Genomic DNA, 24,220 nt, shown 5'->3' with positions numbered 1-24,220 from the left:
TGTTTCAATTTCCACGGATAAGGAACACGTCATGAGCGCACAACCCGAAGCCCATTTGCATAGGAATCCTGCGGATAATGCCGCTGCATATCGCGAACAACTGGCGGCGCTGAACGTCGCCCCGTTGTGGGACGTACTGAAGGGGCTCGTGCCGAACGAGCCGCGCCCGAAGGCCACGCCTCATACCTGGCGATGGACCGAGATGCGCGACAGGCTGATCGAATCGGGCAGCGTCGTGAGCGCCGAAGAAGCGGAACGACGCGTGCTGATGCTGGAGAATCCTGGCCTCGGCGGTTTGCCCAACGCCACCGATACGATCTACGCGGGCCTGCAATTGATTCTTCCCGGCGAAATCGCCCGCGCGCATCGCCATACCCAGTCCGCGCTGCGTTTCGTGCTGGAGGGCGTGGGCGGCTATACGTCCGTCGACGGCGTGCGCACCGAGATGGTGCGAGGCGATTTCATCGTCACGCCGGCCTGGACGTGGCACGACCATGGCAATGACGGCAACGGCCCCGTCATGTGGCTCGACGGGCTGGACGTACCGCTCGTGACCTTCCTGCGCGCCGGATTTCGCGAGGAGTATGAAGCCGCCACGCAGTTTCCGCGCACCGGCGAATCCGGTCAGGTGTACACGCGGTACGCCGATGCGCTGCTGCCGCTGGAGAACAAACATACGGGGACGACGTCGCCGATCTTCAACTACCCGTATGCCCGCACCCGGGAAGTCCTCGACCGGCTGGCGCGCTATTCGGACATCGATCCCTGTCACGGCGTCAACGTCCGCTACGCCAATCCGCTGACCGGCGGATGGGCGATGCCGACCATCGCCGCCTCCATGCGGCTGATCCCGCGTGGATACACCACCGAGTACTTCCAGTCGGTGGAGGGCACTGTGCTCGTCGGCGTCGAAGGTTCGCCCTCGGTCGAGATCGAAGGCGCCGGCTGTTTCGATATTTCGGACAACGACGTTTTCGTGGTGCCCGGCTGGAACCGCTGGCGCATGCGTGCCGACACGAGTGCCGACGCCGTGCTGTTCGCCTATTCCGATCGTCCGGTCTACGAAAAGCTCGGCCTTTACCGCGAAAAGCGCGGTTGACCCTATCTCGACGCAGGATTCAAGCCATGAAGATTTGCCGCTTTAACGATAACCGTATCGGAGTCATCCGCGGCGATACGGTCCACGACATCACGCCCCTGTTCCAGTCGCTCGGCGAGCCCGGCTGGCCGTACCCGCCTTACGACTGGATCATCGGGAATTTCCCGCGCGTCCAGGCGCAGATCGAGCCGTTCCTCGCGCGTGCGAGCACCTTCGCCCTGTCGGAGGTGACGCTTCAGGCACCCGTTGCCAACCCGGGCAAGATCATCGGCGCGCCGATCAACTACCGCGATCACATCGACGAGGCCAATGCCGACCAGCAGATCGCCAACGGCAAGACCTTCACGACGCTCGAACAATTCGGACTGTTTATCAAGGCGCCGACCGCGCTGAACGGTCCGGACGGCATCGTCGAGTTTCCGTTTCCGGAGCGCCGCACCGACCACGAGGTCGAACTGGGCGTGATCATCGGCAAGCAGGCGAAACGGGTGCCGCGCGAACACGCGCTCGAGTACGTTTTCGGCTACTGCGTGGCGCTGGACATGACGGTTCGCGGTCCCGAGTTCGCAGGATTCCGCAAGTCGGCTGACACGTTCGCAGTCATCGGTCCGTGGATCACCACCGCTGACGAGATCGCGGACCCGAACGCGCTCGATCTCGACCTCACGGTCAATGGCGAGCCGCGCCAGAACGCCAATACAAAGTACCTGATCTACAACGTCCAGCACCTGATCGAATATGCATCGGCGATGTACACGCTGCAACCAGGCGACGTGATCATGACCGGAACGCCGGCAGGCGTTGGTCCGGTGAAGCCCGGCGACGTGATCCATGCCCGCGTGTCGCAACTGGGCGACCTGACGGTGCGGATGGCGCGGTCATGAAGAACGAGACTTCCAAAGCGAGCGAGCCCCAGGCGGATGTGATGCCGCTTGCCGGCGTCAAGGTGCTCGAACTCGGCTCGCTGATCGCCGGGCCTTACGCCAGTGCGCTGCTGGCGCAGTTCGGTGCCGAAGTGATCAAGATCGAGCCGCCGAAGGACGGTGACCCGCTGCGCAAGTGGCGCAAGCTGCACAACGACACCTCGTTGTGGTGGTACACGCAGAGTCGCAACAAGAAGTCGGTCACGCTCGATCTCAAGCGTGAAGAGGCGCGTGAGATCGTGCGCAAGCTTGCTGCGGAAGTCGATATCGTCATCGAAAACTTCCGCCCCGGCACACTCGAAAAGTGGGGCCTGGGATGGGAGCAACTTTCGGCGCTGAATCCGAAGCTGGTCATGGTGCGCATTTCCGGCTATGGGCAGTCGGGTCCGTACAGCCAGCGCCCCGGCTTTGCCGCAATCGCCGAATGCATGGGCGGTCTGCGCCACGTCACCGGGTTTCCCGACCGTCCGCCCGTGCGGGTGGGCGTCAGTCTGGGCGACACGCTGGCGTCGCTGTACGGCACGATCGGCGCGCTGGTGGCCATGCATCACCTGAAGAGCAATAACGGCAAGGGGCAGTTCATCGACGTCGCGCTGTACGAATCCGTATTTGCGGTGATGGAAAGCCTGATGCCCGAGTACGCTGAATTCGGCTTCGAGCGCGGGCGCTCGGGCGCGAGCCTGCCGGGCATTTCGCCGTCGAATACTTACCTGTGCGGCGACGGTAACTACGTTGTGATCGCGGGCAACGGCGATGCCATTTTCAAACGGCTGATGCACGCGATCGGGCGTGACGATCTCGCAGAGGACCCCGAGCTGGCCCGCAACGATGGCCGCGTCAAGCACAACGACAGGCTTGACCAGGCGATTTCGGAGTGGACCACCCAGCGTCCTCTCGCGCAAGCGCTGCAGGTTCTCGAAGCCGCCGAAGTGCCCAGCGGTCGTGTCTATACGGCATCTGACATCGCCAAAGACCCGCACTACGAAGCGCGCGGCATGATCCAGCGCGAGACGTTGCCGGACGGCGAGCCGATCGACCTGCCGGGTATCGTGCCCAAACTGAGCGAAACGCCGGGACGCACGAAATGGGTTGGACCCGCGCTCGGTTCGCATACCGAAGAAGTGCTTGCGTCGCTGGGCATCGGAGCCGATGAGTTCGCGCGCCTGCGTGCTGATGGCGTAGTCTGAGGAGGCATCGATGAAAAGTGTCGAACGCCAACGGTTATATATCCAGGAAGTGTCAGTACGCGACGGCTTCCAGATCGAGTCGCGTTTCGTGCCGACCGATCAGAAAATCGATTTGATCAACGCGCTGAGCCGAATGGGTCTCGCGAAGATCGAGGTGACGTCGTTTACGTCGCCCAAAGCCATCCCCGCGCTCGCTGATGCCGAGAGGGTGATGCAACAGATCGAACGCGTAACCGGCGTGCAGTACGCCGCACTGGTCCCCAACCTGCGGGGTGCCGAACGCGCGCTCGCCAGCTATGCCGACGAGCTGAATCTGGTGATGTCCGCCAGTGCGACGCATAACCTGGCGAACCTTCGCATGACGCCGACGCAGTCGCTGGCCCAGTTCGCCGATATCGTCGGAATTGCCGCTGGCCGTGCACACGTCAACGTGTCGCTGTCGACCGCCTTTGGCTGCCCGTTTGAAGGCGAGGTCCCCGATGCCGTGGTTCTCGGATTGCTGGAGCGCTTCGCGCAGATCGGCGTGCGGCGCGTGACGCTGTGCGACACGACCGGCATGGCCAACCCGGCGCAGGTCAGGCGCCTGTGTGCCGAAGTCACCAAGGCATGGCCCGAGCTGACGCTCACGCTCCACTTCCACGACACGCGGTCGATGGGACTGGCAAACGCCGTGGCCGCGCTGGAAGCTGGGGTCGATCGCTTCGACGCGTCGCTCGGCGGCCTTGGCGGCTGTCCGTTCGCTCCGGGCGCCAGCGGCAACGTCTGTACCGAGGATCTGGTTCACATGTTCGAAGCAATGGGCTACGACACGGGTGTCGATCTCGATGCCCTGATCGCGCTCTCCCGGCGCCTGCCGGAGATCGTTGGTCACGAAGTGCCAGGGCAGGTCGCCAAGGCCGGTCCGTGGACGCGCCGTTATCCGGCGCCCGAAGGCGTGGCCGAACAGGTCGCTGCATATCGAGTTGCCGGCCCATGCGTCGGTACGGTCGATCCCGCCACGACGGGTCGAGGGAGCGCATGATGGGAACGACCCTGGTCGAGAAACTCTGGCGCCGGCATGTCGTGCACGAAGACGCAGACGGGCGCGCGCTGCTGTATGTCGATCGTCACCTGGTGTATGAGGTGACGAGCCCGCAAGCCTTCGAAGGCCTGCGGCTGAGCGGACGCAAGCCGTGGCGCGCGCAGACCGTGCTGGCCACTGCGGATCACAATGTACCGACGACCGGGCGGGCACAGGGGATCGCGGATCCGCTGTCGCGCATTCAGGTGGAACAGCTGAGCCGCAACTGCGAAGAGTTCGGTATCACCGAGTTCGGGCTCAAGGACAGGCGACAGGGCATCATTCACGTGATCGGACCGGAGCAGGGCGCCACGCTGCCCGGCATGACGGTGGTTGCGGGCGATTCGCATACGAGCACGCACGGTGCGTTCGGTGCGCTGGCATTCGGCGTTGGCACGTCGGAGGTCGAGCACGTGCTGGCCACCCAGTGCCTGTCCGTCGGCCGGATGACGCCGATGCTGGTGCGTGTCGAAGGTGAGCTGCCCTCGGGCGTCACGGCCAAAGACCTGATCCTGCACATCATTGGCCTCACCGGCACTTCCGGTGGCACGGGCTATGCCATCGAGTTTGGCGGCAGTACCATCAGGGCGCTGTCGATGGAAGGGCGGATGACGTTGTGCAACATGGCGATCGAGGCTGGCGCACGTGTCGGTCTGATCGGCGTGGATCAAAAGACAATCGACTACGTCAAAGGGCGGCCCTTCGCCCCGCGCGGCGAGCAATGGGATCAGGCGGTCGCGTATTGGCGATCCCTGGTCAGCGATGCCGACGCGCAATTCGCCCGCACCATCGAGATCGATGCGGCCACCGTGAAGCCCATGGTGACCTGGGGCACGTCGCCCGAGATGGTTCAGCCCATCGACGGGCGAGTCCCCGATCCTGCGCTCGAGCCGGACCCCGTGAAGCGCGCCGGCATGCAGGCCGCGCTTGCCTACATGGGGCTGGAGCCAGGTACCGCCATCGAGGCGATCCGGCCTGACAAGGTTTTTATCGGCTCGTGCACGAACGCCCGTATCGAGGACCTGCGCGCGGCTGCGGCTGTGCTCAAGGGAAAGCACATTGCGCCGACGATCAAGCTGGCGCTGGCCGTGCCAGGCTCCGGACTCGTGAAGGCGCGGGCCGAAGCCGAAGGGCTCGACCGCGTGTTCATCGATGCGGGCTTTGAGTGGCGCGAACCCGGCTGCTCGATGTGCCTTGGCATGAACGACGACCGGCTGTCGGCAGGCGAGCGTTGCGCATCGACCTCGAACCGCAACTTCGAAGGCAGACAAGGCGCGGGCGGCCGAAGCCATCTCGTCAGTCCTGCCATGGCCGCTGCAGCAGCGATTGCCGGTCACTTCACCGATATTCACCTGGAGGCGCACTGATGCAGCCCTTCACGACACTGGATGGCCTCGTTGTGCCGGTTGACCGGGCCAATGTCGATACCGACGCGATCATCCCGAAGCAGTTCATGAAATCGATCCGGCGCACCGGCTTCGGCGAGAACCTGTTCGACGAGTGGCGTTATCTGGATCGCGGCGAGCCGGGACAGGACTGCTCGGTGCGGCCGCGCAACCCGGATTTCGCCCTGAACGACGCACGCTATCAGGGAGCGTCGATCCTGCTCACTCGCGCTAACTTCGGCTGTGGCTCCAGCCGCGAGCACGCTCCGTGGGCATTGCACGATTACGGCATTCGCGTGCTGATTGCGCCGAGCTTTGCGGACATCTTCTACGGCAACTGCTTCAAGAACGGCATGTTGCCGATTGTGTTGCCGGATGCGCAAGTGCAGCGCCTGTTCGAGGAAGTTGAAGCCACCCCGGGTTTCCGGCTCGGCGTCGATCTCAATAGCCAGAGCATCACGACCCTGGGCGGCCGAACCCTGCGCTTCGAGGTCGATCCGTTCCGCAGGCACTGTCTGCTCAACGGACTCGACGACATCGCCTTGACGCTTGAGCGGGAGGCCGACATCCGCCAATACGAAAACTCCCGGCGTGCGCTCGAACCCTGGATCTTCGACGCAAGCCAGGAGAATCTACAGAAACTATATCAAGGAGACTGCTTTAAATAATAGGTATGCCGAAATATTAAAAAATGAATGTTGCAGATACACCGTTCGGAAAGAAACGCCTGCAGCATGACCTCATAAGGGGATGTCCGGAAATCGCAGGCATCCCGATGGCTATCCCATACCGGAAGACATACCGGCTGTGCGCCGCAATCTGCATCGCAGGTTGATATGACGCGCCCAGCCATACTGGAGGAAGACAATGAAACAGGATCTCAAAGCGGCCATTAACGAGAGCCCGATGAGCTCGTTTCAAAGATTGGTGGTAGTCGTCTGCATTGCACTGAACATGCTGGACGGCTTCGATGTTCTTGCAGTTGCGTTTTCTGCACCGCATCTCGCCGCCGACTGGCATCTGAGCGGCAAGCAACTGGGCACATTGCTCAGTGCAGGGCTGTTTGGCATGGCCGCCGGGGGACTTTTCATCGCCCCCTTCGCCGACCGCATCGGCCGACGGCTGCTCGTGTTGCTTTGTCTGTTCGCCATTGCGGCGGGCATGCTGGCATCCGGCTTCGCCCAAACGCTGAATCAGCTTGTGGCCTTACGTGTCGTCACGGGCCTTGGGATTGGCGGCATGCTCGCGAGCATCTCCGTTATCGCCGCTGAATATGCATCGAACAAATGGAGAAGCGGCGCAATCAGCATGCAGTCGACCGGCTATACGCTCGGGGCGACCATTGGCGGCGCAATAACCGGTGTGCTGTTGAGCTATTACAGCTGGAGAAGTGCATTTCTTTTCGGCGGAGTGTGCACGTTACTGGTCATTCCAGTTGCTCTCTATGGGCTTCCGGAATCACTGGATTTCCTGATCGCGAGGCGCCCGAAAGGAGCACTCGTCAGGGTGAACGCGATCCTGAAGCGCATGAAGTGGGACACCGTCGATCAATTGCCGGACGCGGATCACACGGCAAAGGTGACTCACGCACCGTCGGACAGCGAGGGATTTCTGTCACCGGTCATGGTTCTGCGCACCGTCCTCATCTGGATGGCATTCGTGCTTGTGATGGCCGGATTCTATTTCGTGATGAGCTGGACGCCAAAACTCCTGGTGCAGGCGGGTATGTCTGCCGCACAGGGCGTAACGGGTGGCGTGCTGCTGAACGTGGGAGGCATCGTCGGCTGTACGCTGTTCAGCGTGGTTTCCGGTCGCGTGAAACTCAGGAGTTTGCTCACGGCGTTTCTGATTGCCAGCGCCGTGGTGCTGGTGATTTTCGGAGCGAACGCATCACGACTGCAATTCGTCATGCCTGCTGCAATCGTGTTAGGCGCAGCGATTTCGGCATGCGTAGGCGGCCTCTATGCGCTGACGCCGCTTCTCTACTCACCCACGGCACGCGCAACGGGCGTGGGTTGGGCGGTCGGGATGGGACGTCTCGGCGCAATGGTGGCGCCCGTGCTCGTCGGCATATTGATGGACAAGGGCTGGCAGGCCTCGAATCTGTACTACCTCTTTGCAGTCCCATTTCTGGTCGCGACGCTGCCCGTCAATGTGATCGCTCGCACCCTCACAAGGCGGGACCGCTGGCGTCAGGCTGATGCAGTTGGAGTGTGAAAACTAATACAACGAAGGAGACGAAAGCATGAAAGAAGGTTTGGAGTACAAAATGATTGCCACGGTTTGCATGCTGGTTGCCGCACTCTGTGCGACCAACGCCGCGCATGCCGATAGCGGCGTGACGCTGTACGGCATCATGGACGCCGGCGTGATGTACCTGAGCCATTCGACGCCGGGCTTCAACGGCACGCAAACCGGTACCGGCCGGCAATTCGCGCTGACGAACGGCGGCTATTCGCCGTCGGTATTCGGACTGAAGGGCTCGGAAGATCTGGGCGGGGGCCTCAAGGCGATCTTCAAACTCGAAAGCGGGATTAGCCTCGCCAACGGCGGATTCGATAATCCACCGGCCAACAACGGACTCTTCAATCGGACAGCCGAAGTGGGGCTGACAAACCAGTACGGCACGCTGAAGGCGGGTCTGCAACTTTCGCCGTTCTTCGAAACCATTTACGATCTCGACCCGCGCAGCGTGAGCCAGTTCGGCAGCATGCTCACGACGGTCATCGACAACAGTCTGATCGCCGCGACGTTCATGCCGAATGCGCTCAGCTACACCTCGCCCGATATCGGCGGATTCGAGTTCGCAGGCTTGTTTGGTTTGGGCGGGGTTGCGGGCGATTTTCAGAACGGTCGCTCGTGGTCGTTGAGCGCAAAGTACACCAACGGCACGTTCCTCGCGGCCGCGTCCTATATCAGCGTCAATAATGCAAGCGACACGGGCCTCGCCGCGATCGGCGGACTTTATCCGGCCAACGTGCGTGCCTATACGGCGGGTGCCAGTTACAAGTTCGGCAGCGTGATCGTCAAGGGCTCGTTTACGAATTTCAAGGCAAACAGTGTGCCGGTTTCAGTCAATCCAGCGCTGACCTACTCGACCGACACCAGTGTCAATGTCTACAGCGGCGGTGCTGACTGGTTCGTACTCCCGACGCTTGAACTCAACGGGGCGGTCTATTATCAACAGGATCGCGTACATTCGGGCGACCGTTCGATCACGGTGGCAGCTGGCACGCAATATTTTCTGTCGAAACGTACGGCGCTTTATGCGCAGGTTGCCGTCGTCAACAACAAGTGCTCGGCCAGCGGTCAGTGCCTGGGATCTGGTCTCTCGGTGGAAAGCGGTGGGAGTGCGATTGGTGGCGTGGAAGGGCTCGGCACTGCCGCTGCTGGTCTCGGCCTGCCGCCTGGTACCACAGTCGGTGCCGACGTCGGTATCCGCGTCAGATTCTAGGCCAGTCGCTTTATCCAACTTCATACCTGATCGCGGGATCATGAAACTACATCCGTTTGCACGAGCAACGGGCATCGCGTTGGCGCTGTTCACGTTGAGTGCGCAGGCGCAGCAGCCCGGGAGCGCAACCGCTCCCGCCATACTCGCCGCCCCGGCGTTGCATTGCGATATTTGTTCGTGCAATCAATGTATCTTCTTCAGCGCCGCAGTGTGTCGCCGGCTTTGATGCGGCCTATCCCCGGATGAACCTTAATGCCGACCTCCTGACATACTACGCCAAGGACAGATATGAAATTCGCAATTAGCTCGGTAATTCTAAGATCCTGCCGGGCAATCAAACAGTACCAATAAGTCGTAACGTCCTCTTCCATCTTCACGCATTTGATAGAGCCAGACTGAATCTCGCCAAGTACCGAAACATCCGTAAAAATGGCGAATGCATCAGAATTCAGCACGATATCCTTGGCGGCGATGAGCGAGTTGGTAGCGATCATCTCTGAAGATGGAAAGTCGACGTGAAATGTACTAAAAATGCGCTTGATTTCACGCGAAACGCTCATATCACCGGTTTGAGACACGAGAGGATATTTCGCTAGTCGCTCCAACGAAAGATCGCTGGCCTCAGGATGATTAATGCGAACACAGAGCATGCGGCGTCCCTGGAACAGCGGAACCGCGACCATTCCTTCCATGTAGAGATCGTCTGGCTCTTTGCAGATGACGGCATCGAGGGAGCGATCATCAATTTGGCGCCACAGATCCCGGTTCCAGATCTCCTCGATGAGACGGATTTCAAATTCCCCACTTTTTTCGCGGAGCCGACGTGTCGTTGCCGACATGACGGAAATGACGCTGGATGTCCCGCCAACGGATAGCTGCCCCTGTCGTCCGAAAGCAAGTCCAGCTATCTTCTTCTCCGCTTCGGAAAGTTGCCAATCGATTTCGGTCGCATGGCGCATCAGCGCCTCGCCGTAGATCGTGGGTACGACGCCATGCGACGTACGATCAATCAAGCGAACGCCAACCTCCGATTCCATCTGGTTGATGCTCTGCGAGAGGGCTGACTGCGTGATACACAGGCTGTCGGCAGCCTTTCGAAAGCTTCCCTGCTTGATCAGTTCATGAAGTCGCAAGAGGCGTAGAGGATCGATGCGCATTTTAGACAGACAACGTGCTTATCGCACTGCTCAAAAATTTGGCAGTGGAATGACAGGATATCAGTGTGTTCGAAAACAGTTGCAAATTCATCTCCCGTGTCCCATCCCTCTATTAATAAAGTACTATCCGCTTGCAGCCCTGGCTGCTCTGACACGTCGTAGAGTGCGGGGATTTATGGTGGCTGTCAACATGGGGCTGAGGTTCCCCCGGATTTTCGCCTTCCAGAGGTTCCGGGTTGTACCGCCACCGCCGTCGAACGACGAGCGAAACCCACAGCAGGGCGACGATGCTCCATGCTCTTTTGTTCAACGATAGACGGTTCATTTTGCTGAGTTCCCCGTTTCCTTCACTACCCAAAATGCGATTCCGGAAGACAGGGATTGTCTTCCCACCCTGATAACGGCCGATCCGGGGGCACCCTGAAGGCTTACCGTAGTCGCCTGAACAGCACCATAGCGCAGCCTGCCGAGGCTGACGCGCGATTAATTTGGCTTATGGCCGGCCTGAAGATCTAATTAGACGTCGTGTCGTGACGAGCCTACGATCTCCTACCAATAAACCAGAAGAAGGAGATGGATATGGCAAACACTGTTCCCGATTTTGCTCGTGTTGAGAACGGCGCCCTCGCGGGCAAGTTTCTGAAAAAATTCTGGCAGCCCATTGCGCTTAGCCGCGATTACGATCCGGGGAAGGCTCGTCGTATTCAAGTTCTGGGTGAGCACTTCACGTTATATCGCGGGGAAGATGGCGAGATCCGACTGACGCAGGATCGTTGTCCCCATCGCGGGACGAGCCTCGCTTACGGTTGGGTAGAGGGTAACAGCATCCGCTGCCGCTACCACGGATGGAAATTTGACGGGGCGGGTAAAGGTGAAGACTTTCCCGCAGAGACGGCGACGTATGCTTCGAGGATTTGTCTGAAGACTTACCCCACACGTGAATATCTCGGCATGGTATTCGCCTATTTCGGAGACGAAACGCCGCCGACGTTTTGGAAATTTCCCGAGCTTGAAGATGAGTCGCGCGGAGAACTGCTGGCGCAAGCAGTGGTGCTTCCGTACAACCACTTTCAACGCATCGAGAACGATCATGATGAGGTGCATGCGCATTACACGCACAACTTCATGCCGATGTTCGGGCTGACCGAACTGCCGAAAATGAGTGCGCGAGAAACCGAGTATGGAATGGTGAGTATTGCCACGCGTTCGGACGGCAGTCGCTTCGACTCCCATTGCTTTATGCCGAACATCCTGTATCGGGAAGTGCCAATCCCGCAGGACACCACCAAAATGGCTATCCATTTTGCTTGCCGCGTGCCCATTGACGATGTTTCGATGCTCAGTTTCATGGTGAACCGCGTCGGCTCCTACGATAAGGAGGCGGAGCGACTTGCAAGTGCTGAGGACTACGCTGAATTGACGCGCCGTGTGATGAACTGCGAGATCACCCTTGAAGACGTCGATCCTGCTCATCCGCTCCTTCCTATCATCCAGGACACGGTGAGCATCGGAGGGCAGGGGGCCATTGTCGATCGCGAACAAGAGAACCTCGGTCAGTCGGATGTTGGCATCGCGATGCTGCGGCGCATTTGGGCGCGCGAGATGAAGGCCATCGCTGAGGGAACGCCACCTAAGCAATGGTATCGCCCTGAGGATTTTTCCTTTAGCGTGCGTGCTCTGGAGGTGATTCAAGAGGTCAATGGCGGCTAAGCTTCACCGGCGATGGGCGCGATTGAATTCTCACCCCATCGCTCGGGTCGCTGGCGTTAGCCGAATTCCGCGATGTGCAAAGCTGCTGCAGCGCCTGGTGGATGCATGACGCACTCACGCATCAATTCCGGAATTGATGCGTGATTTAATAATAATAATAAAAGTTTATCTTCAAGAAGATTTTCAAGGAAATGCAGTATGCCCAAGATATTCGTAACCACGAGAGACGGAACCGAGCACGAACTCGATGCGGCGTCCGGGGTTTCGCTGATGGAGAACATTCGTGACGGAGGGATCGACGAGTTAATGGCCCTTTGCAGCGGCGGCTGTTCTTGCGCTACCTGTCAGGTTTACATCGATGAGGCGTTGCCAGGCGGATTGACCGAGATCTCCCAGGACGAAAATGAGTTGCTGGATTCGTCGACCTACCGGAAAAATACGTCTCGCCTTTCCTGCCAGGTCATCATGAATGACGGTCTTTCTGGTTTGAGAGTTACGATTAGCCCGGAAGATTAATGGTAGAGGAAATCGTCAATTCTGAAACCTTTGATCGTTAAGAACGGCTATCGTTTTTGATCTGCCGGGTGTCACGCATTTCACGTTGCAATCGACGGGGTAAGCGCCGCGACACCCGTTGTGCTTTCTTCGTCACACTCTTCGCAAGATCGGTAATTGAGAGGTCGGAATTTTAATATGGCTGCGATCACGTCTATGGCTGATATCACTATCATCGGAGCGAGTCACGCGGGTGGCGAAGTTGCTTCACGCATCCGGCAAGGCGGGTTTTCCGGAAGTATTTCCTTGCTCGGCGACGAGCCATATCTGCCATATCACCGACCGCCTCTTTCCAAGGCATTTCTTGCTGGCCGAACGACGGTGGAACAACTGTCGATTCGCTCTAAAGGAAGCTATGAGAAAGCAAATATCGACTGGCATCCGTCAACGACAGTCGAGTCGATTGACCGTGCAGCTCATCGCCTCCATCTGACATCGGGTGATCAATTCGAGTACGGCAAACTCGTAATTGCTACCGGAGGGCGGCCGCGACGCCTTACTCTTCCGGGATCGGAGCTCAATGGCCTGCATTACATGCGTGGAATTGCAGATGTGGACGCACTGCGTTCCGATTTCGCAAGTGGAAAGCGTCTTGTCATCGTCGGCGGTGGATATATTGGACTGGAAGTTGCGGCCGTCGCCGTCGAATCCGGGCTTGATGTCGAAGTTATTGAATTTGCGCCGCGTGTGCTTGCGCGAGTCGCGGGCGAAGATCTTTCTGCATTTTATGAGGCGGCCCATCGGGCAGCCGGTGTCAAATTCCGACTCGGCACAGGAGTCGATGGTTTCGAACCATCCGCCAATCAACCTGATCGTATAGGCGCTGTACGGTGCAGCGATGGTACGGTGCTCCAGGCAGACCTTGTACTCATTGCAGTAGGTTTGGTACCCAATGTGGAGCTGGCACAGAATGCGGGTTTGGCAGTAGGCAATGGCATCGAAGTTGATGAATTTTGTCGAACTTCAGATCCAGACATTTTTGCCGTTGGCGATTGCACGGCGTTCCCGTTGCCGTTTTTAGACGGAAAACGAGTACGTCTTGAATCTGTTCCCAACGCCATCGAGCATGCAAGGCTCGTAGCCTCCGTCATAAACGGTACGCCTGTGCTTTATGATCTGGTGCCGTGGTTTTGGTCTGATCAGTACAACCTCAAATTGCAATCAGTCGGCTTCCATCATGGTCACGACCAGGTCGTCATGCGTCCGACAACCAGGGCCGACGGCTTTGTAGCCTTTTATCTCAAGGCGGGACGAGTCATTGCCGCGGATTGTGTTAACGCGCTGCTCGAATTCAACGTTGCCAAGAAGCTGGTCGCAGAAAATATTCTCGTCGATGCCGCCATTCTCGCCAACCCATTGGTGAATTTGAAAACCTCAATTGGACCGGTGGGTTAGGGCGGTTTCAAATGGAGGCATTTAGATACGTTCCCGGATGTCTTCCCGCTGGTTCGGCCGGGGCTGGTAGAAGATTTACGCGGTAAGTGGCGATTTTCATTTTGCGTAACGTTCAAGAGGCGAAGAGCGATATGCAAATTGAATGCACGCATCCAACTATGGTATTAATGAGGAAGTGAATCATGAGTGTGAATTCTCGCTGGATCGAAATTGCAAATGGCAGCGAAACCTTTCAAGGCTATCTTTCGCTGCCCAAGGGCGGGAAAGGCCCGGGTATTGTTGTCATTCAGGAAATCTTCGGCGTAAACGCGCATATCCGCAGTGTGGCTGACCGATACGCTGCCGCTGGTTATGTCGCTCTGGCGCCGGACATTTTTTGGCGTGCCGCACCCCGCGTGGAACTCGGTTATGACGGGGCGGATCGCCAAAAGGCTATGGAAATCTATAGCGCACTTGACGTTGAGCGGGCAGTCGGTGACGTTAGAGCCACGGCCGGCGCACTGCGCGCACTGCCTAATGTCGTGGGCAAGGTTGCCGCTGTCGGTTATTGCCTCGGCGGTCGACTGGCTTATCGAGCCTCCGCACAAGGGGCGTTCGATATCGCAGTGGCTTACTACGGTGGCGGCATCCAGAATGAGTTGGAGTACGCAGACAAGATCAATGTGCCCATGCAATTCCACTATGGCGCACTTGATAATCATATTCCGACCGCAGCTGTTGATTCCGTTAAGCAATGCTTTACCGACAAGCACGCACAGATCTACGTGTACGAAGGCGCGGAGCATGGCTTTAACTGTGAGGATCGTGCATCGTACAACCAGATCGCATCGACAATTGCCTTCGGTCGCACGCTTACGTTCCTGGGCGAGAATTCTTGATTCAACCGGAAGTGTTGGCAAAGTGGTTGAGTGAATGACGGAGAGTCTGACGGGCTGGTCAGCGGTAGATTCTCCCCTGTCGTTGCAGTTGTTCGATGGAATCATTCAGCCAGTGTTTCATGATCCTGCCTGCGCTGTGCCACGCCTGCTTCGCGACGCTACCCGCGATCAAATCGTCGGTGCAATTGATCAAGATACCTAAATAATATAAGAAAGCTTTCCGAACGAGCGATGCCGCCGACCGGTGGCATCACGTACGGCTTACGACGTTTGATCCAGACTAAGACACGGTGGCAGGATATTTCGTACAGGTGCCAAGTAGAAAATGCCTTCGCCATACCGAATTGGTATCGCTTTGATCGAGAACGGTATTGGACGTGAGGCGACGCAGGTCCGTATATTCCCAAGTATCAGCTATAGAACCGAATAACCGCCTTCGAGGAGATATCATGGCGCTGACAGGCGTGCTTCGACCCGGCCATACTCAGATTCGCGTGCTCGATATCGAGCAATCCGTTGACTTCTACACCAATATTCTTGGCCTTGTTCAAACGGGGCGGGATGCATCTGGTCGGGTGTATATGAAGACCTGCGATGAACGGGATCATCACAGCATTATTCTGAAAAAAGCGGATCGCCCAGGCACGGACTTCTACGGAATGAAAGTGCTCGACAGGAAGACTCTGGACATGCTCGATTCGGATCTGCGGGCCTATGGCATTGCAACCGAACGTGTGCCCACTGGCGACCTGCTGGCTACCGGTGAGCGTGTCCGTTTCGAAGTTCCAACAGGTCATCTCTTCGAGCTCTACGCGGAGAAGGAAGAAATAGGGGATACGCTCGGCTACGTCAACCCGGATGTGATCATTGAAGACCGGAAGGGTATTTCTCCGATCAGGCTCGACCACTGGCAGATTCATGGAAAGGACCTTGATGGTTCGCGCAATCTGTTTGTCGATGTACTCGGATTCAATGTTACCGAGCGCATTCTCGCCGAAGACGGCGCCACTGACATGGCTGTCTGGATGACGTGCTCGAACAAGGCGCATGACGTCGCGTTCGTTCGCGATGAGCGAAGCGACACGTCTCATCACGCAGCGTTCCTGGTCGAGAGCTGGGAAAAGCTGCTTTATGCGGCCGATCTGCTTGCCAAGAAGCGTGCCCGGATCGATATCGGACCACTTCGGCACGGCATTACCCGGGGGACGACAATTTACTTCTTTGATCCCTCTGGAAACCGACTTGAGACGTTCTGTGGCGGATATAACTTCTATCCTGACATGAAACCGTATACATGGACGTTTGATGAAATCGGTTCTGCGGTCTTTTACCATACCCGAGAACTGAACGAGCGGTTTCTTACGGTAGTTACCTGATGTAATCAACGTCGCCGTCGTTGCGATCAATCTGGCAAGCTGCGTAGATTCACGACTTCTACTCGGGAAATACGGAACGAAGCCTGGAAACGATCCGAACCCAAGGGCAAAACAAAAAGGATCCGAAGGTTCGGCAATATTATAAATTTAGGTAGATAAATGAGGAGACAAGATGAAGAGGCTACGTGGATTCGCCGTCGCTAGCATAGTTTATTGCGTCGCACAGACCGCATGTGCCCAGAACTCTGTGACGCTATATGGCATTTTCGACCAGGGCATACTTGCTGTGACTAATGCCGGTGGCGGACACGTTTACCAGTCGTCTGGTAGCTGGCTGTCAGGTTCTCGTTGGGGCTTGCGTGGGTCAGAGGACTTGGGGGGCGGGTTGAAGTCAATCTTCGTGCTGGAAAGCGGATTTGATGGCTCCTCGGGGAGTTTGACGCAGGGTGGGCGCTTCTTCGGTCGGCAGGCCTTTGTGGGATTGTCGGGCGGGTATGGGTCGCTTACCTTCGGACGTCAATACGACGAAGTCGTTGAACATCTATCGTCCCAAGGGATGACCCCATACATGTGGGGTGGTGCGTTTGCATGCCATCCTGGAGACGTCGACAATGTTTGCATGAGTCGGCGTATGGACAATTCGGTCAAGTACGCGAGCGGCAGGATAGACGGCTTTTCGTTTGGGGCAGCCTACAGCTTCGGCGGAGTTCCCGGCCAATTCTCGCGAGGCAGTACGTGGTCGATCGGTGGTGATTACGCCGCCGGGCCAGTTACTATTGGGGTAGGCTACTTCAATGTCAATAGCCCGAATACTCAGTACTATAATGGCGCGGTAATCTCGGGAACGACCAACTCATATTCGAATGGTTTTAGTGCCTCGCCCGTGTACAGCGGATTCGCCACGGCAAACCGCCAGCAGACCCTCGCCACCGGCATCAACTATACGCTCGGAAAGAGTACGCTCGGTGCCGTTTATAGCTATACAAAGTTTGGCGGCCTTGGAACGTATAATGTGGTGAACACACCCGCACTAACCGGGTCTGCTGCGGTGCAGAACTTCGAGCTTCGTTATTCTGGCAATATCACCCCGTCCCTGGTGATTGGCATTGCCTTCAACTACACGACGGTCGGCTCGGTTGGTGACATCTCCGGTGCCCGGTACCGGCAGATTGATCTTGGGGTGAATTACTTCCTGTCGAAGCGTACCACCCTGTACGCCGTGTTTGCCGGACAGTCTGCAAACGGTGAGAATTCTCTTGGCCAGCCAGCCGTGGCGGCACTTGCATATGTCACACCGTCGAAGTCGAATCGGCAGGCTGCCGCGCAAATTGGTATTCGACATGCGTTCTAGGTGAATTCAACCTGTTTTCTGCTCTTGCCACGAGAAGCAGTTGGAACGACAGGTTGATTCATGCGACAGCAATTGCGCTGGTTGTTCGATGGTATCGCCGTCGCATACCATTCTCACTCAATGCGATACCGGGTCGGTATCGCATTCCTGTCTTTTGCCACAGAATCAGTTTTTATCGGCGAATAGCGCGTTAACTTATTGGGTAACCCACGAAGAACTGGCTGAGAACCCGAGTCATTGAGCCAGCTTCGGTGGCGCGTGCCGGTATTCGCGTACGACGTCGAGAAACGCGCGCAGCACAGGAGAGGTATCGTCGCGCCGATAAAGGCAATTCAGCTCGATATGGGAAAGGCGTTGCGAACGCAGAGGCCGGTACACGACACCCGGTAACTGCAAATTCGCCGCGGACGCGGTGGTTATACCGACGCCGAACCGGCTCGCGACGAGCGCGATGCATGTGACGACGTCCTCCACTTCCTGTTCGATCAGCAACTCGACGTTTTCATCGCGAAACGCGCGTATGACTTCTTCCGCGAGGCCGTAAACCGGTAGGCTCGGATAAAGAATCATCGGCATGCCGGCCAGGTCTTCGAGAGCAATACACTCCTTCTTGGCCAGTGAGTGACCCTCATACATTGCAACGAGATACGGTTCTTGCAGAACGGTTTCGACCGCAATGTCTTTTTCTTCCGGCAAAAATCGATTGAAGCCGATATTGATACGCCTCTCGCGCAGGGCTTCGATTTGTTCGGTCTTCGTCAGGTTGTGCAGTCCGATACGAATACTGGGCCGCTCCGTATGGAATTGCGCGAGCAGCCGCGGAATCACGTGCAAGATGCCGGAGCTGAAAATGCCGACGTCCAGCCGCCCAACAAGACCCTTGCCAGCAAGCTGCACTTGTTCTTCCGCACGCCTGGTCAACGCCAGAATGTTGGGTGCCTCGGCCAGCAACACCTCGCCGGCTTCTGTCAACTCGGCACCCTTCGCAGTGCGCACGAATAGCTGAACACCGAGCTCTTCTTCGAGCGTCCTGATGTGTCGCGTGAGCGGAGGCTGAGCCATGTGCAAGCGCTGTGCTGCACGGCCAAAATTCAACTCCTCGGCCACAGCCAAAAAATATCGCATTTGCTTCAGATCCATACCGACCGATTTCCATTTCTCGATACCAAAATGGTATCACACGGGTGGAAAACGGTATTGGACGGTATTTCGTCGTCTCGGCACTATTGCGATCAATCCGGTGCGCCTTGTTACGGCGCGTGGGCTCTTTCAGGAGACGGCAAGATGCCGATAGTTCATATTTCACTGGTCGAAGGTCGTAGTGAGGAAGTCGTCAAAGCGTGTGTCAAAGCCGTGGCGCAAGCAATTCATCAAACGCTGGGCGCACCGTTGGACGCGGTCCGTGTTTATGCCACACAAGTCCCAGGCGCGCACTGGGCGGTAGGCGTGCAGACCAAGGACGAAATGACGGCGAGCGTTCCGGAATCGAACTCAGAGGCAGGATGACATGACGCCGATTCAGATTGAACTGGTCGCGCAGCATCTGCGCGAGGCTGCGCGTTCAGGAAAATATCTTGAGCCGATTCGCGAGACGTGGCCTGACGCGACCATTGCTCATGCGTATGCGATTCAGGACGCGAATACCGAATACAAGACCCGGCAGGGTCGCCGCATCGTCGGCAGGAAGATCGGCCTGACTTCCGTCGCCGTGCAAAAGCAGTTGAGCGTCGATCGGCCGGATTACGGTGTGCTGTTCGACGACATGTCGTTTGGCGATTGCGAGACGATCCCGGTGAGCGCACTCGCGCAACCGAAGATCGAAGCGGAAGTTGCTTTCGTGCTGGGCCGCGATCTGGACATCGAAAATCCGACCGCAGCCGATTTGATCAATGCGATCGAGTATGCGCTGCCGGCGCTCGAAATCGTCGGGAGCCGTATTGAGAACTGGAATATTGGCATCATCGATACAATTGCTGACAACGCTTCGTCATCGGCCTTCGTGCTCGGTACGCAGCCGAAAAAACTCGACGTACTCGACTTGCGTCTGTGCGGCATGGTGCTCGAAAAGAAGGGCGATCCGGTCTCGGTCGGCGCGGGTGCCGCGTGCCTCGGTCACCCACTGAACGCGGTGACCTGGCTCGCGCGAAAGATGGTGTCGCATGGTGCGCCATTGCGCGCGGGCGATATCGTGTTGTCGGGCGCACTCGGTCCGATGGCAGCCGTTTCACCCGGCGAGCGCTTCGAATGTCGTATTGAAGGCTTGGGTACGGTCCGGGCCGTCTTCGAAAAGGAACTGGAGGCAGCACGGTCATGAATCACATCGAGAAGTACGCCACGCTGCTGGACGACGCAGCCCTCAATGCACAGGAAGTCGAGCAGTTCGATAAGGACAGTACGTTGTCGTTGGGCGATGCGTATGCAATCCAGGCTGCGTCGATCAAGCTTCGGCTTGAGCGCGGCGAACACCGCGTCGGCGTGAAGATGGGTTTTACATCGCGCGCCAAGATGATTCAAATGGGCCTGTCCGATGTGATCTGGGGGCGGCTGACGAATCAAATGCGTGTGGCCGAAGGCGGCGCCGTTGAGCATTCGCGCTATGTGCATCCGCGTGTCGAACCCGAAATCGCCTTTCTGCTGAAGAAGCCGCTTGTCGGCAACATCAGTAATGCAGAAGCGCTGGCCGCCGTCGAAGCAATCGCGCCGGCGCTGGAGATCATCGACTCGCGCTACAAGGATTTTCGCTTCACGCTGCCCGAAGTCATTGCCGATAACGCGTCATCGAGTGGCTTCGTGATCGGAGACTGGGCTAGCCAGAAGATCGACTTTTCGAATCTCGGCATGGTGTTGAGCATCGACGGAGAGGTGAAGCAAGTCGGTTCGACCGCTGCATTGCTTGGCAATCCTGTTCGATCGCTTGTCGCCGCCGCTCGCCTTGCTGCAGATGCGGGTGAGCCGCTTGAAACGGGTTCGATTGTGATGGCGGGCGGGGCCACTTCGGCGGAGTGGTTCTTCCCGGGCCAATATGTTTCGGTAGACGTACAGAAGCTGGGGCGTGCCAGCTTCCACGTGTCCGCGTAATCACTCAGAGGAACTTGAATCCATGAAGCTCAAAGCGGCGATCATTGGCTCGGGCAACATTGGTGCCGACCTCATGATCAAGATCATGCGACACGGCAAGCAGCTGGACATGGGTGCGATGGTCGGCATCGACCCGAACTCGGACGGGCTCGCGCGAGCCGCGCGTCTTGGCGTGGCGACCACGCACGAAGGCGTCCAGGGGCTGGTGAACCTGCCCGTCTTCAAGGACATCGACGTGGTGTTCGATGCCACCTCCGCTGGCGCGCACGTGAAGAACGACGCGTTCCTGCGCCAGCACAAGCCCGGCCTCCGCGTGATCGACCTCACGCCAGCTGCCATTGGCCCGTATTGCGTACCCGTGGTCAATCTCGAATCGCATCTCGACTCCCCGAACGTAAACATGGTTACCTGCGGCGGCCAGGCCACGATTCCCATGGTGGCGGCGGTCTCGCGCGTCGCCAAGGTCCATTACGCCGAGATCGTTGCCTCGATCAGCAGCAAGTCGGCGGGTCCGGGCACGCGTGCCAACATCGACGAGTTTACTGAAACGACATCCAAGGCGATCGAAGTCGTGGGCGGTGCGGACAAGGGCAAGGCCATCATCATCCTGAACCCGGCCGAGCCGCCTGTGATGATGCGCGATACCGTCTACGTGTTGTCGGAAGCTACCGATCAGGCCAAGGTCGAGGCCTCGGTGGAGGAAATGGCCCAGGCCGTCAACGCTTACGTGCCGGGTTACCGCCTCAAGCAGAAGGTGCAGTTCGACGTAATTCCCGAGAACGCGCCGCTCAACATTCCGGGCCTCGGCAAGTTCAGCGGCCTGAAGACCTCGGTGTTCCTGGAAGTGGAAGGCGCGGCGCATTATTTGCCCGCCTACGCAGGCAATCTCGACATCATGACTTCCGCCGCGCTCGCCACTGCCGAACGCATGGCGCAGACGCTCTTGAGCTTGCAAGGAGCCTAAGGGCATGAAAATTCTGAGCAAGAAACTTTATATCTCCGATGTGACGCTGCGCGACGGCAGCCACGCCGTTCGTCACCAATACTCGATCCAGAACGTGCAGGACATCGCCCGCGCGCTGGACAACGCCAAGGTCGATTCGATCGAGGTTGCACACGGCGACGGACTGCAGGGGGCGAGCTTCAACTACGGCTTTGGCGCACACAGCGACCTGGAATGGATCGAGGCCGTGGCCGATGTGGTCGAGCACGCGCAGATCGCCACGCTGCTGCTGCCCGGCATCGGCACGATCCACGACCTGAAGGCCGCGTACAACGCGGGTGCGCGCATCGTGCGCGTCGCCACGCACTGCACGGAAGCCGACATCTCGAAGCAGCACATCGAGTACGCGCGCGAACTCGGCATGGACACCGTGGGCTTCCTGATGATGAGCCACATGACCACGCCGGAGAATCTCGCCGTCGAGGCGAAGAAGATGGAAAGCTATGGCGCGACCTGCATTTACGTGGTTGACTCGGGCGGCGCGCTGACGATGAATGACGTGCGTGACCGCTTCCGCGCGGTGAAGGCCGTGCTCGAGCCGGAAACGCAAACGGGCATGCATGCGCACCACAACCTCTCGCTCGGCGTAGCTAACTCGATCGTGGCGGTGGAGGAAGGTTGCGATCGCATCGATGCCTCGCTCGCGGGCATGGGCGCGGGCGCGGGCAATGCGCCGCTCGAAGTGTTCATTGGCGCGGCCGAGCGCATGGGCTGGAACCACGGCACCGACCTCTACACGCTGATGGATGCCGCCGACGACATCGTGCGCCCGCTGCAGGATCGATCGGTGCGGGTGGACCGCGAAACGCTCGCGCTCGGTTACGCGGGCGTGTATTCGAGCTTCCTGCGCCACTCGGAAGTGGCCGCGAAGAAGTATGGCCTGAAGACGGTGGACATTCTCGTCGAACTGGGCAAACGCCGGATGGTGGGCGGCCAGGAGGACATGATTGTTGACGTGGCGCTCGACCTCAAGAAGCGCGTGCAAGAACGCGAACCTGGTGCTACGTGAAAACCGTGACGCGCGCCGGTGCCCTCCGGCGCGCGTCATGGACTCCTCATGGCTCAAGAGGTGCGAAACCTTGTCGTGCCTTTAGTCGACTTTCAGACATTTTTAATTCATGGCGTACCTAAAAAGGAGAAAGTAAATCCGGAAACTATTCGTGTTTCTGGTTAATGAATTGCGTGGAAGGTGATGTGATTTCACCAATTCATGAACATGACGGAATGGTCGTAGATTGAAGATATTATCAAAAGGAGGGGGTGCACATGGAGACGGGCAACTTGGGTATTATTCCAACGTGGACGAGATCGCAGTACTCGACGCTAGCGGGTTGCGCTTTGGCGCTAATCGCTGGAGTGACCACTGTAACCACTATGACGTTCGGGATGTTTCTCTTGCCTGTAAGTGAAACATTCGGATGGGCTCGAAACGTCATGACGTCCGGTTACGGTGTGTTCATGATTTTTATGGCGCTGGGCACGCCCGTGGTTGGTCGATTAATTGACCGCTATGATCCCCGGATCGTTCTGGGATTCGGAAGTGCACTATTCGCGGCGTCAACGGCTTCACTGTCATTCTTGACACCGTCTCACACGCTTCTTTTGGTGCTATACGCGGTGTGGGGTCTTTTTGGGGCAGTGCAAGGGCCGCTCGGATACGCCAAGATTATCTCCGCATGGTTCGGTCTTGGTCGTGGACTGGCGATGGGGCTGATGTTGGTGGGCTCGGCCAGCGGCACGGTGATTATCCCTGTCCTGACACAAACATTGATTCATGATTTTGGTTGGAGAGTCGCATACGTCGGGCTGGGCGCTGTCGTTCTGTTTATCTCCGTCCCGGCGATTTTCCTTCTAGTGAAACGACCGCCAGTTCCTGAAGCCACGGAACCAACGGTGGGTACCTCCACGGGCATGGACGCCGAGCGGCAGGATCACGGCGTTTCCGCGACCGAAGCAATTCGGTCCTTCAGATTCTGGTTCATTACCGCGTCCATGTTCTTGATCGCAGCCGTCATTGTCGGGCTCCAACTCCATCTATTTCCGATCTTGATCGACCGGAAACTTTCGGCTTCTGTTGCAACGACTGCTACAACTATGTCAGGTCTCTTCATGGTGGCCGGGCGTCTGCTTGGTGGCGTCGCAATGGATCGCTTTGTCAAGGAAAAAGTTGCAGCATTCTTTTTTGCTCTTCCGTTGGGGACGTGCGCATTGCTGTCTACGTCGTCTGGCGCCATCGGCGGAATAGCAGCAGCTGCCATCCTGGGTCTTTGTAACGGCGCTGAGGTGGCTGTCGCGAGTGTTCTCGTGGCCGAACTCTTCGGACTCCGCGCCTACGGCCAGATTTTTTCGTGGATATTTGTGGGTTTCATCGCTGGCGCGGGTGTTGGTCCATCGCTAATGGCTCAGTCTTTCGTCCGGTCTGGTTCCTATGAGAACGGACTGCTTTTGCTGAGCGTGTTTTCGGTCACTGCGAGTATTCTGACGTATTCGCTCGGCCGCTTTAGCGTGTCGGTTGCACGGCGCTCAGTTACGACGTAGGCAGATATTCGACACACGTCTTATCAACATGTGTTGATGCGCGATGAGCGCTGATCGAGCGGCAAACAAAA

22 protein-coding genes are annotated in these 24,220 nt (G+C 58.0%); 20 read left to right on the top strand and 2 right to left on the bottom strand.

All coding sequences use genetic code 11. The features are described 5' to 3' along the window. Positions 1-31 precede the first annotated feature (31 nt). The 8 genes from U5775_RS21695 (at position 32) to U5775_RS21660 (ending at position 9,108) form a co-directional block, all read left to right on the top strand. Positions 32-1,099 (top strand): cupin domain-containing protein, encoded by a 1,068-nt coding sequence (locus U5775_RS21695; RefSeq protein WP_322060142.1) that lies wholly within the window; start codon positions 32-34, stop codon positions 1,097-1,099. A 26-nt stretch (positions 1,100-1,125) separates the two neighbouring features. Beyond that, positions 1,126-1,983 (top strand): fumarylacetoacetate hydrolase family protein, encoded by an 858-nt coding sequence (locus U5775_RS21690; protein WP_322060141.1) that lies wholly within the window; start codon positions 1,126-1,128, stop codon positions 1,981-1,983. Then, positions 1,980-3,209, top strand: coding sequence for a CaiB/BaiF CoA-transferase family protein (locus U5775_RS21685; protein ID WP_322060140.1), 1,230 nt, complete (start codon positions 1,980-1,982; stop codon positions 3,207-3,209). The genes U5775_RS21690 and U5775_RS21685 overlap by 4 nt, the downstream gene beginning before the upstream one ends. Positions 3,210-3,219: 10 nt before the next feature. Then, positions 3,220-4,230 (top strand): hydroxymethylglutaryl-CoA lyase, encoded by a 1,011-nt coding sequence (locus U5775_RS21680; RefSeq protein ID WP_322060139.1) that lies wholly within the window; start codon positions 3,220-3,222, stop codon positions 4,228-4,230. Then, entirely contained in the window at positions 4,230-5,636 is a 1,407-nt protein-coding gene (leuC, locus tag U5775_RS21675; protein ID WP_322060205.1) for a 3-isopropylmalate dehydratase large subunit, read from the top strand. Before U5775_RS21680 ends, leuC begins: the two co-directional genes overlap by 1 nt. Continuing rightward, on the top strand, positions 5,636-6,322 hold the full coding sequence (gene leuD / locus U5775_RS21670) for a 3-isopropylmalate dehydratase small subunit (protein WP_322060138.1): 687 nt from the start codon (positions 5,636-5,638) through the stop codon (positions 6,320-6,322). The genes leuC and leuD overlap by 1 nt, the downstream gene beginning before the upstream one ends. Positions 6,323-6,521: 199 nt before the next feature. After that, the gene (locus U5775_RS21665) at positions 6,522-7,871 is read left to right on the top strand and encodes an MFS transporter (RefSeq protein WP_322060137.1); all 1,350 of its coding nucleotides are present in this window, start codon (positions 6,522-6,524) and stop codon (positions 7,869-7,871) included. Between the two features lie 28 nt (positions 7,872-7,899). Continuing rightward, complete coding sequence (locus U5775_RS21660; RefSeq protein WP_322060136.1) at positions 7,900-9,108, top strand: porin; 1,209 nt, start codon at positions 7,900-7,902, stop codon at positions 9,106-9,108. Between the two features lie 197 nt (positions 9,109-9,305). On the opposite strand, the gene U5775_RS21655 is transcribed toward U5775_RS21660, so the two are convergent. Continuing rightward, entirely contained in the window at positions 9,306-10,265 is a 960-nt protein-coding gene (locus U5775_RS21655) for a LysR family transcriptional regulator (RefSeq protein ID WP_322060135.1), read from the bottom strand. A gap of 579 nt (positions 10,266-10,844) precedes the next feature. On the opposite strand from U5775_RS21655, the gene U5775_RS21650 reads away from it, so the two are divergent. The 6 genes from U5775_RS21650 to U5775_RS21625 all read left to right on the top strand — a co-directional run bounded on the left by U5775_RS21650 (position 10,845) and on the right by U5775_RS21625 (position 17,530). Beyond that, the gene (locus tag U5775_RS21650; RefSeq protein ID WP_322060134.1) at positions 10,845-11,975 is read left to right on the top strand and encodes a Rieske 2Fe-2S domain-containing protein; all 1,131 of its coding nucleotides are present in this window, start codon (positions 10,845-10,847) and stop codon (positions 11,973-11,975) included. 198 nt (positions 11,976-12,173) lie between these two features. Then, positions 12,174-12,491: a 2Fe-2S iron-sulfur cluster-binding protein gene (locus U5775_RS21645; protein ID WP_322060133.1), complete on the top strand. Its 318-nt coding sequence runs from the start codon at positions 12,174-12,176 to the stop codon at positions 12,489-12,491. A gap of 177 nt (positions 12,492-12,668) precedes the next feature. Continuing rightward, positions 12,669-13,925 (top strand): NAD(P)/FAD-dependent oxidoreductase, encoded by a 1,257-nt coding sequence (locus U5775_RS21640; protein ID WP_322060132.1) that lies wholly within the window; start codon positions 12,669-12,671, stop codon positions 13,923-13,925. Positions 13,926-14,107: 182 nt separating this feature from the next. Beyond that, on the top strand, positions 14,108-14,803 hold the full coding sequence (locus U5775_RS21635) for a dienelactone hydrolase family protein (protein WP_322060131.1): 696 nt from the start codon (positions 14,108-14,110) through the stop codon (positions 14,801-14,803). A gap of 449 nt (positions 14,804-15,252) precedes the next feature. Next, the gene (locus U5775_RS21630) at positions 15,253-16,179 is read left to right on the top strand and encodes a catechol 2,3-dioxygenase (protein WP_322060130.1); all 927 of its coding nucleotides are present in this window, start codon (positions 15,253-15,255) and stop codon (positions 16,177-16,179) included. A gap of 172 nt (positions 16,180-16,351) precedes the next feature. Beyond that, positions 16,352-17,530: a porin gene (locus U5775_RS21625; protein ID WP_322060129.1), complete on the top strand. Its 1,179-nt coding sequence runs from the start codon at positions 16,352-16,354 to the stop codon at positions 17,528-17,530. Between the two features lie 234 nt (positions 17,531-17,764). Here U5775_RS21625 and U5775_RS21620 read toward each other — a convergent pair whose 3' ends face one another. Further along, entirely contained in the window at positions 17,765-18,670 is a 906-nt protein-coding gene (locus U5775_RS21620; RefSeq protein WP_322060128.1) for a LysR substrate-binding domain-containing protein, read from the bottom strand. A gap of 144 nt (positions 18,671-18,814) precedes the next feature. Between U5775_RS21620 and U5775_RS21615 the strand changes: the two genes are divergently transcribed. The 6 genes from U5775_RS21615 (at position 18,815) to U5775_RS21590 (ending at position 24,149) form a co-directional block, all read left to right on the top strand. Then, the gene (locus tag U5775_RS21615) at positions 18,815-19,036 is read left to right on the top strand and encodes a tautomerase family protein (protein ID WP_322060127.1); all 222 of its coding nucleotides are present in this window, start codon (positions 18,815-18,817) and stop codon (positions 19,034-19,036) included. Between the two features lies 1 nt (position 19,037). After that, positions 19,038-19,844, top strand: coding sequence for a 2-keto-4-pentenoate hydratase (locus U5775_RS21610; protein WP_322060126.1), 807 nt, complete (start codon positions 19,038-19,040; stop codon positions 19,842-19,844). Continuing rightward, positions 19,841-20,608 carry a 2-keto-4-pentenoate hydratase gene (locus tag U5775_RS21605; protein WP_322060125.1) on the top strand — a complete coding sequence of 256 codons (768 nt, stop codon included), beginning with the start codon at positions 19,841-19,843 and terminating at the stop codon, positions 20,606-20,608. Before U5775_RS21610 ends, U5775_RS21605 begins: the two co-directional genes overlap by 4 nt. Positions 20,609-20,630: 22 nt before the next feature. Beyond that, positions 20,631-21,572: an acetaldehyde dehydrogenase (acetylating) gene (locus U5775_RS21600; protein WP_322060124.1), complete on the top strand. Its 942-nt coding sequence runs from the start codon at positions 20,631-20,633 to the stop codon at positions 21,570-21,572. Between the two features lie 4 nt (positions 21,573-21,576). Continuing rightward, complete coding sequence (dmpG, locus tag U5775_RS21595) at positions 21,577-22,620, top strand: 4-hydroxy-2-oxovalerate aldolase (RefSeq protein WP_415913626.1); 1,044 nt, start codon at positions 21,577-21,579, stop codon at positions 22,618-22,620. A gap of 257 nt (positions 22,621-22,877) precedes the next feature. Continuing rightward, on the top strand, positions 22,878-24,149 hold the full coding sequence (locus U5775_RS21590; protein WP_322060123.1) for an MFS transporter: 1,272 nt from the start codon (positions 22,878-22,880) through the stop codon (positions 24,147-24,149). Positions 24,150-24,220: the final 71 nt, after the last annotated feature.

The organism is Paraburkholderia sp. J63 (assembly GCF_905220245.1).
Lineage (GTDB): Bacteria > Pseudomonadota > Gammaproteobacteria > Burkholderiales > Burkholderiaceae > Paraburkholderia.
The sequence above is the reverse complement of the archived record's forward strand: the minus strand, read 5'-3'. Positions and strand labels throughout refer to the sequence as shown.

What these genes read in the sequence shown, in the direction of transcription:
- U5775_RS21695 (WP_322060142.1), top strand. Translation starts at nt 32, where the DNA reads ATGAGCGCACAACCCGAAGCCCATTTGCATAGGAATCCTGCGGATAAT.
- U5775_RS21690 (WP_322060141.1), top strand. Translation starts at nt 1,126, where the DNA reads ATGAAGATTTGCCGCTTTAACGATAACCGTATCGGAGTCATCCGCGGC.
- U5775_RS21685 (WP_322060140.1), top strand. Translation starts at nt 1,980, where the DNA reads ATGAAGAACGAGACTTCCAAAGCGAGCGAGCCCCAGGCGGATGTGATG.
- U5775_RS21680 (WP_322060139.1), top strand. Translation starts at nt 3,220, where the DNA reads ATGAAAAGTGTCGAACGCCAACGGTTATATATCCAGGAAGTGTCAGTA.
- leuC (WP_322060205.1), top strand. Translation starts at nt 4,230, where the DNA reads ATGGGAACGACCCTGGTCGAGAAACTCTGGCGCCGGCATGTCGTGCAC.
- leuD (WP_322060138.1), top strand. Translation starts at nt 5,636, where the DNA reads ATGCAGCCCTTCACGACACTGGATGGCCTCGTTGTGCCGGTTGACCGG.
- U5775_RS21665 (WP_322060137.1), top strand. Translation starts at nt 6,522, where the DNA reads ATGAAACAGGATCTCAAAGCGGCCATTAACGAGAGCCCGATGAGCTCG.
- U5775_RS21660 (WP_322060136.1), top strand. Translation starts at nt 7,900, where the DNA reads ATGAAAGAAGGTTTGGAGTACAAAATGATTGCCACGGTTTGCATGCTG.
- U5775_RS21655 (WP_322060135.1), bottom strand. Translation starts at nt 10,265, where the DNA reads ATGCGCATCGATCCTCTACGCCTCTTGCGACTTCATGAACTGATCAAG.
- U5775_RS21650 (WP_322060134.1), top strand. Translation starts at nt 10,845, where the DNA reads ATGGCAAACACTGTTCCCGATTTTGCTCGTGTTGAGAACGGCGCCCTC.
- U5775_RS21645 (WP_322060133.1), top strand. Translation starts at nt 12,174, where the DNA reads ATGCCCAAGATATTCGTAACCACGAGAGACGGAACCGAGCACGAACTC.
- U5775_RS21640 (WP_322060132.1), top strand. Translation starts at nt 12,669, where the DNA reads ATGGCTGCGATCACGTCTATGGCTGATATCACTATCATCGGAGCGAGT.
- U5775_RS21635 (WP_322060131.1), top strand. Translation starts at nt 14,108, where the DNA reads ATGAGTGTGAATTCTCGCTGGATCGAAATTGCAAATGGCAGCGAAACC.
- U5775_RS21630 (WP_322060130.1), top strand. Translation starts at nt 15,253, where the DNA reads ATGGCGCTGACAGGCGTGCTTCGACCCGGCCATACTCAGATTCGCGTG.
- U5775_RS21625 (WP_322060129.1), top strand. Translation starts at nt 16,352, where the DNA reads ATGAAGAGGCTACGTGGATTCGCCGTCGCTAGCATAGTTTATTGCGTC.
- U5775_RS21620 (WP_322060128.1), bottom strand. Translation starts at nt 18,670, where the DNA reads ATGGATCTGAAGCAAATGCGATATTTTTTGGCTGTGGCCGAGGAGTTG.
- U5775_RS21615 (WP_322060127.1), top strand. Translation starts at nt 18,815, where the DNA reads ATGCCGATAGTTCATATTTCACTGGTCGAAGGTCGTAGTGAGGAAGTC.
- U5775_RS21610 (WP_322060126.1), top strand. Translation starts at nt 19,038, where the DNA reads ATGACGCCGATTCAGATTGAACTGGTCGCGCAGCATCTGCGCGAGGCT.
- U5775_RS21605 (WP_322060125.1), top strand. Translation starts at nt 19,841, where the DNA reads ATGAATCACATCGAGAAGTACGCCACGCTGCTGGACGACGCAGCCCTC.
- U5775_RS21600 (WP_322060124.1), top strand. Translation starts at nt 20,631, where the DNA reads ATGAAGCTCAAAGCGGCGATCATTGGCTCGGGCAACATTGGTGCCGAC.
- dmpG (WP_415913626.1), top strand. Translation starts at nt 21,577, where the DNA reads ATGAAAATTCTGAGCAAGAAACTTTATATCTCCGATGTGACGCTGCGC.
- U5775_RS21590 (WP_322060123.1), top strand. Translation starts at nt 22,878, where the DNA reads ATGGAGACGGGCAACTTGGGTATTATTCCAACGTGGACGAGATCGCAG.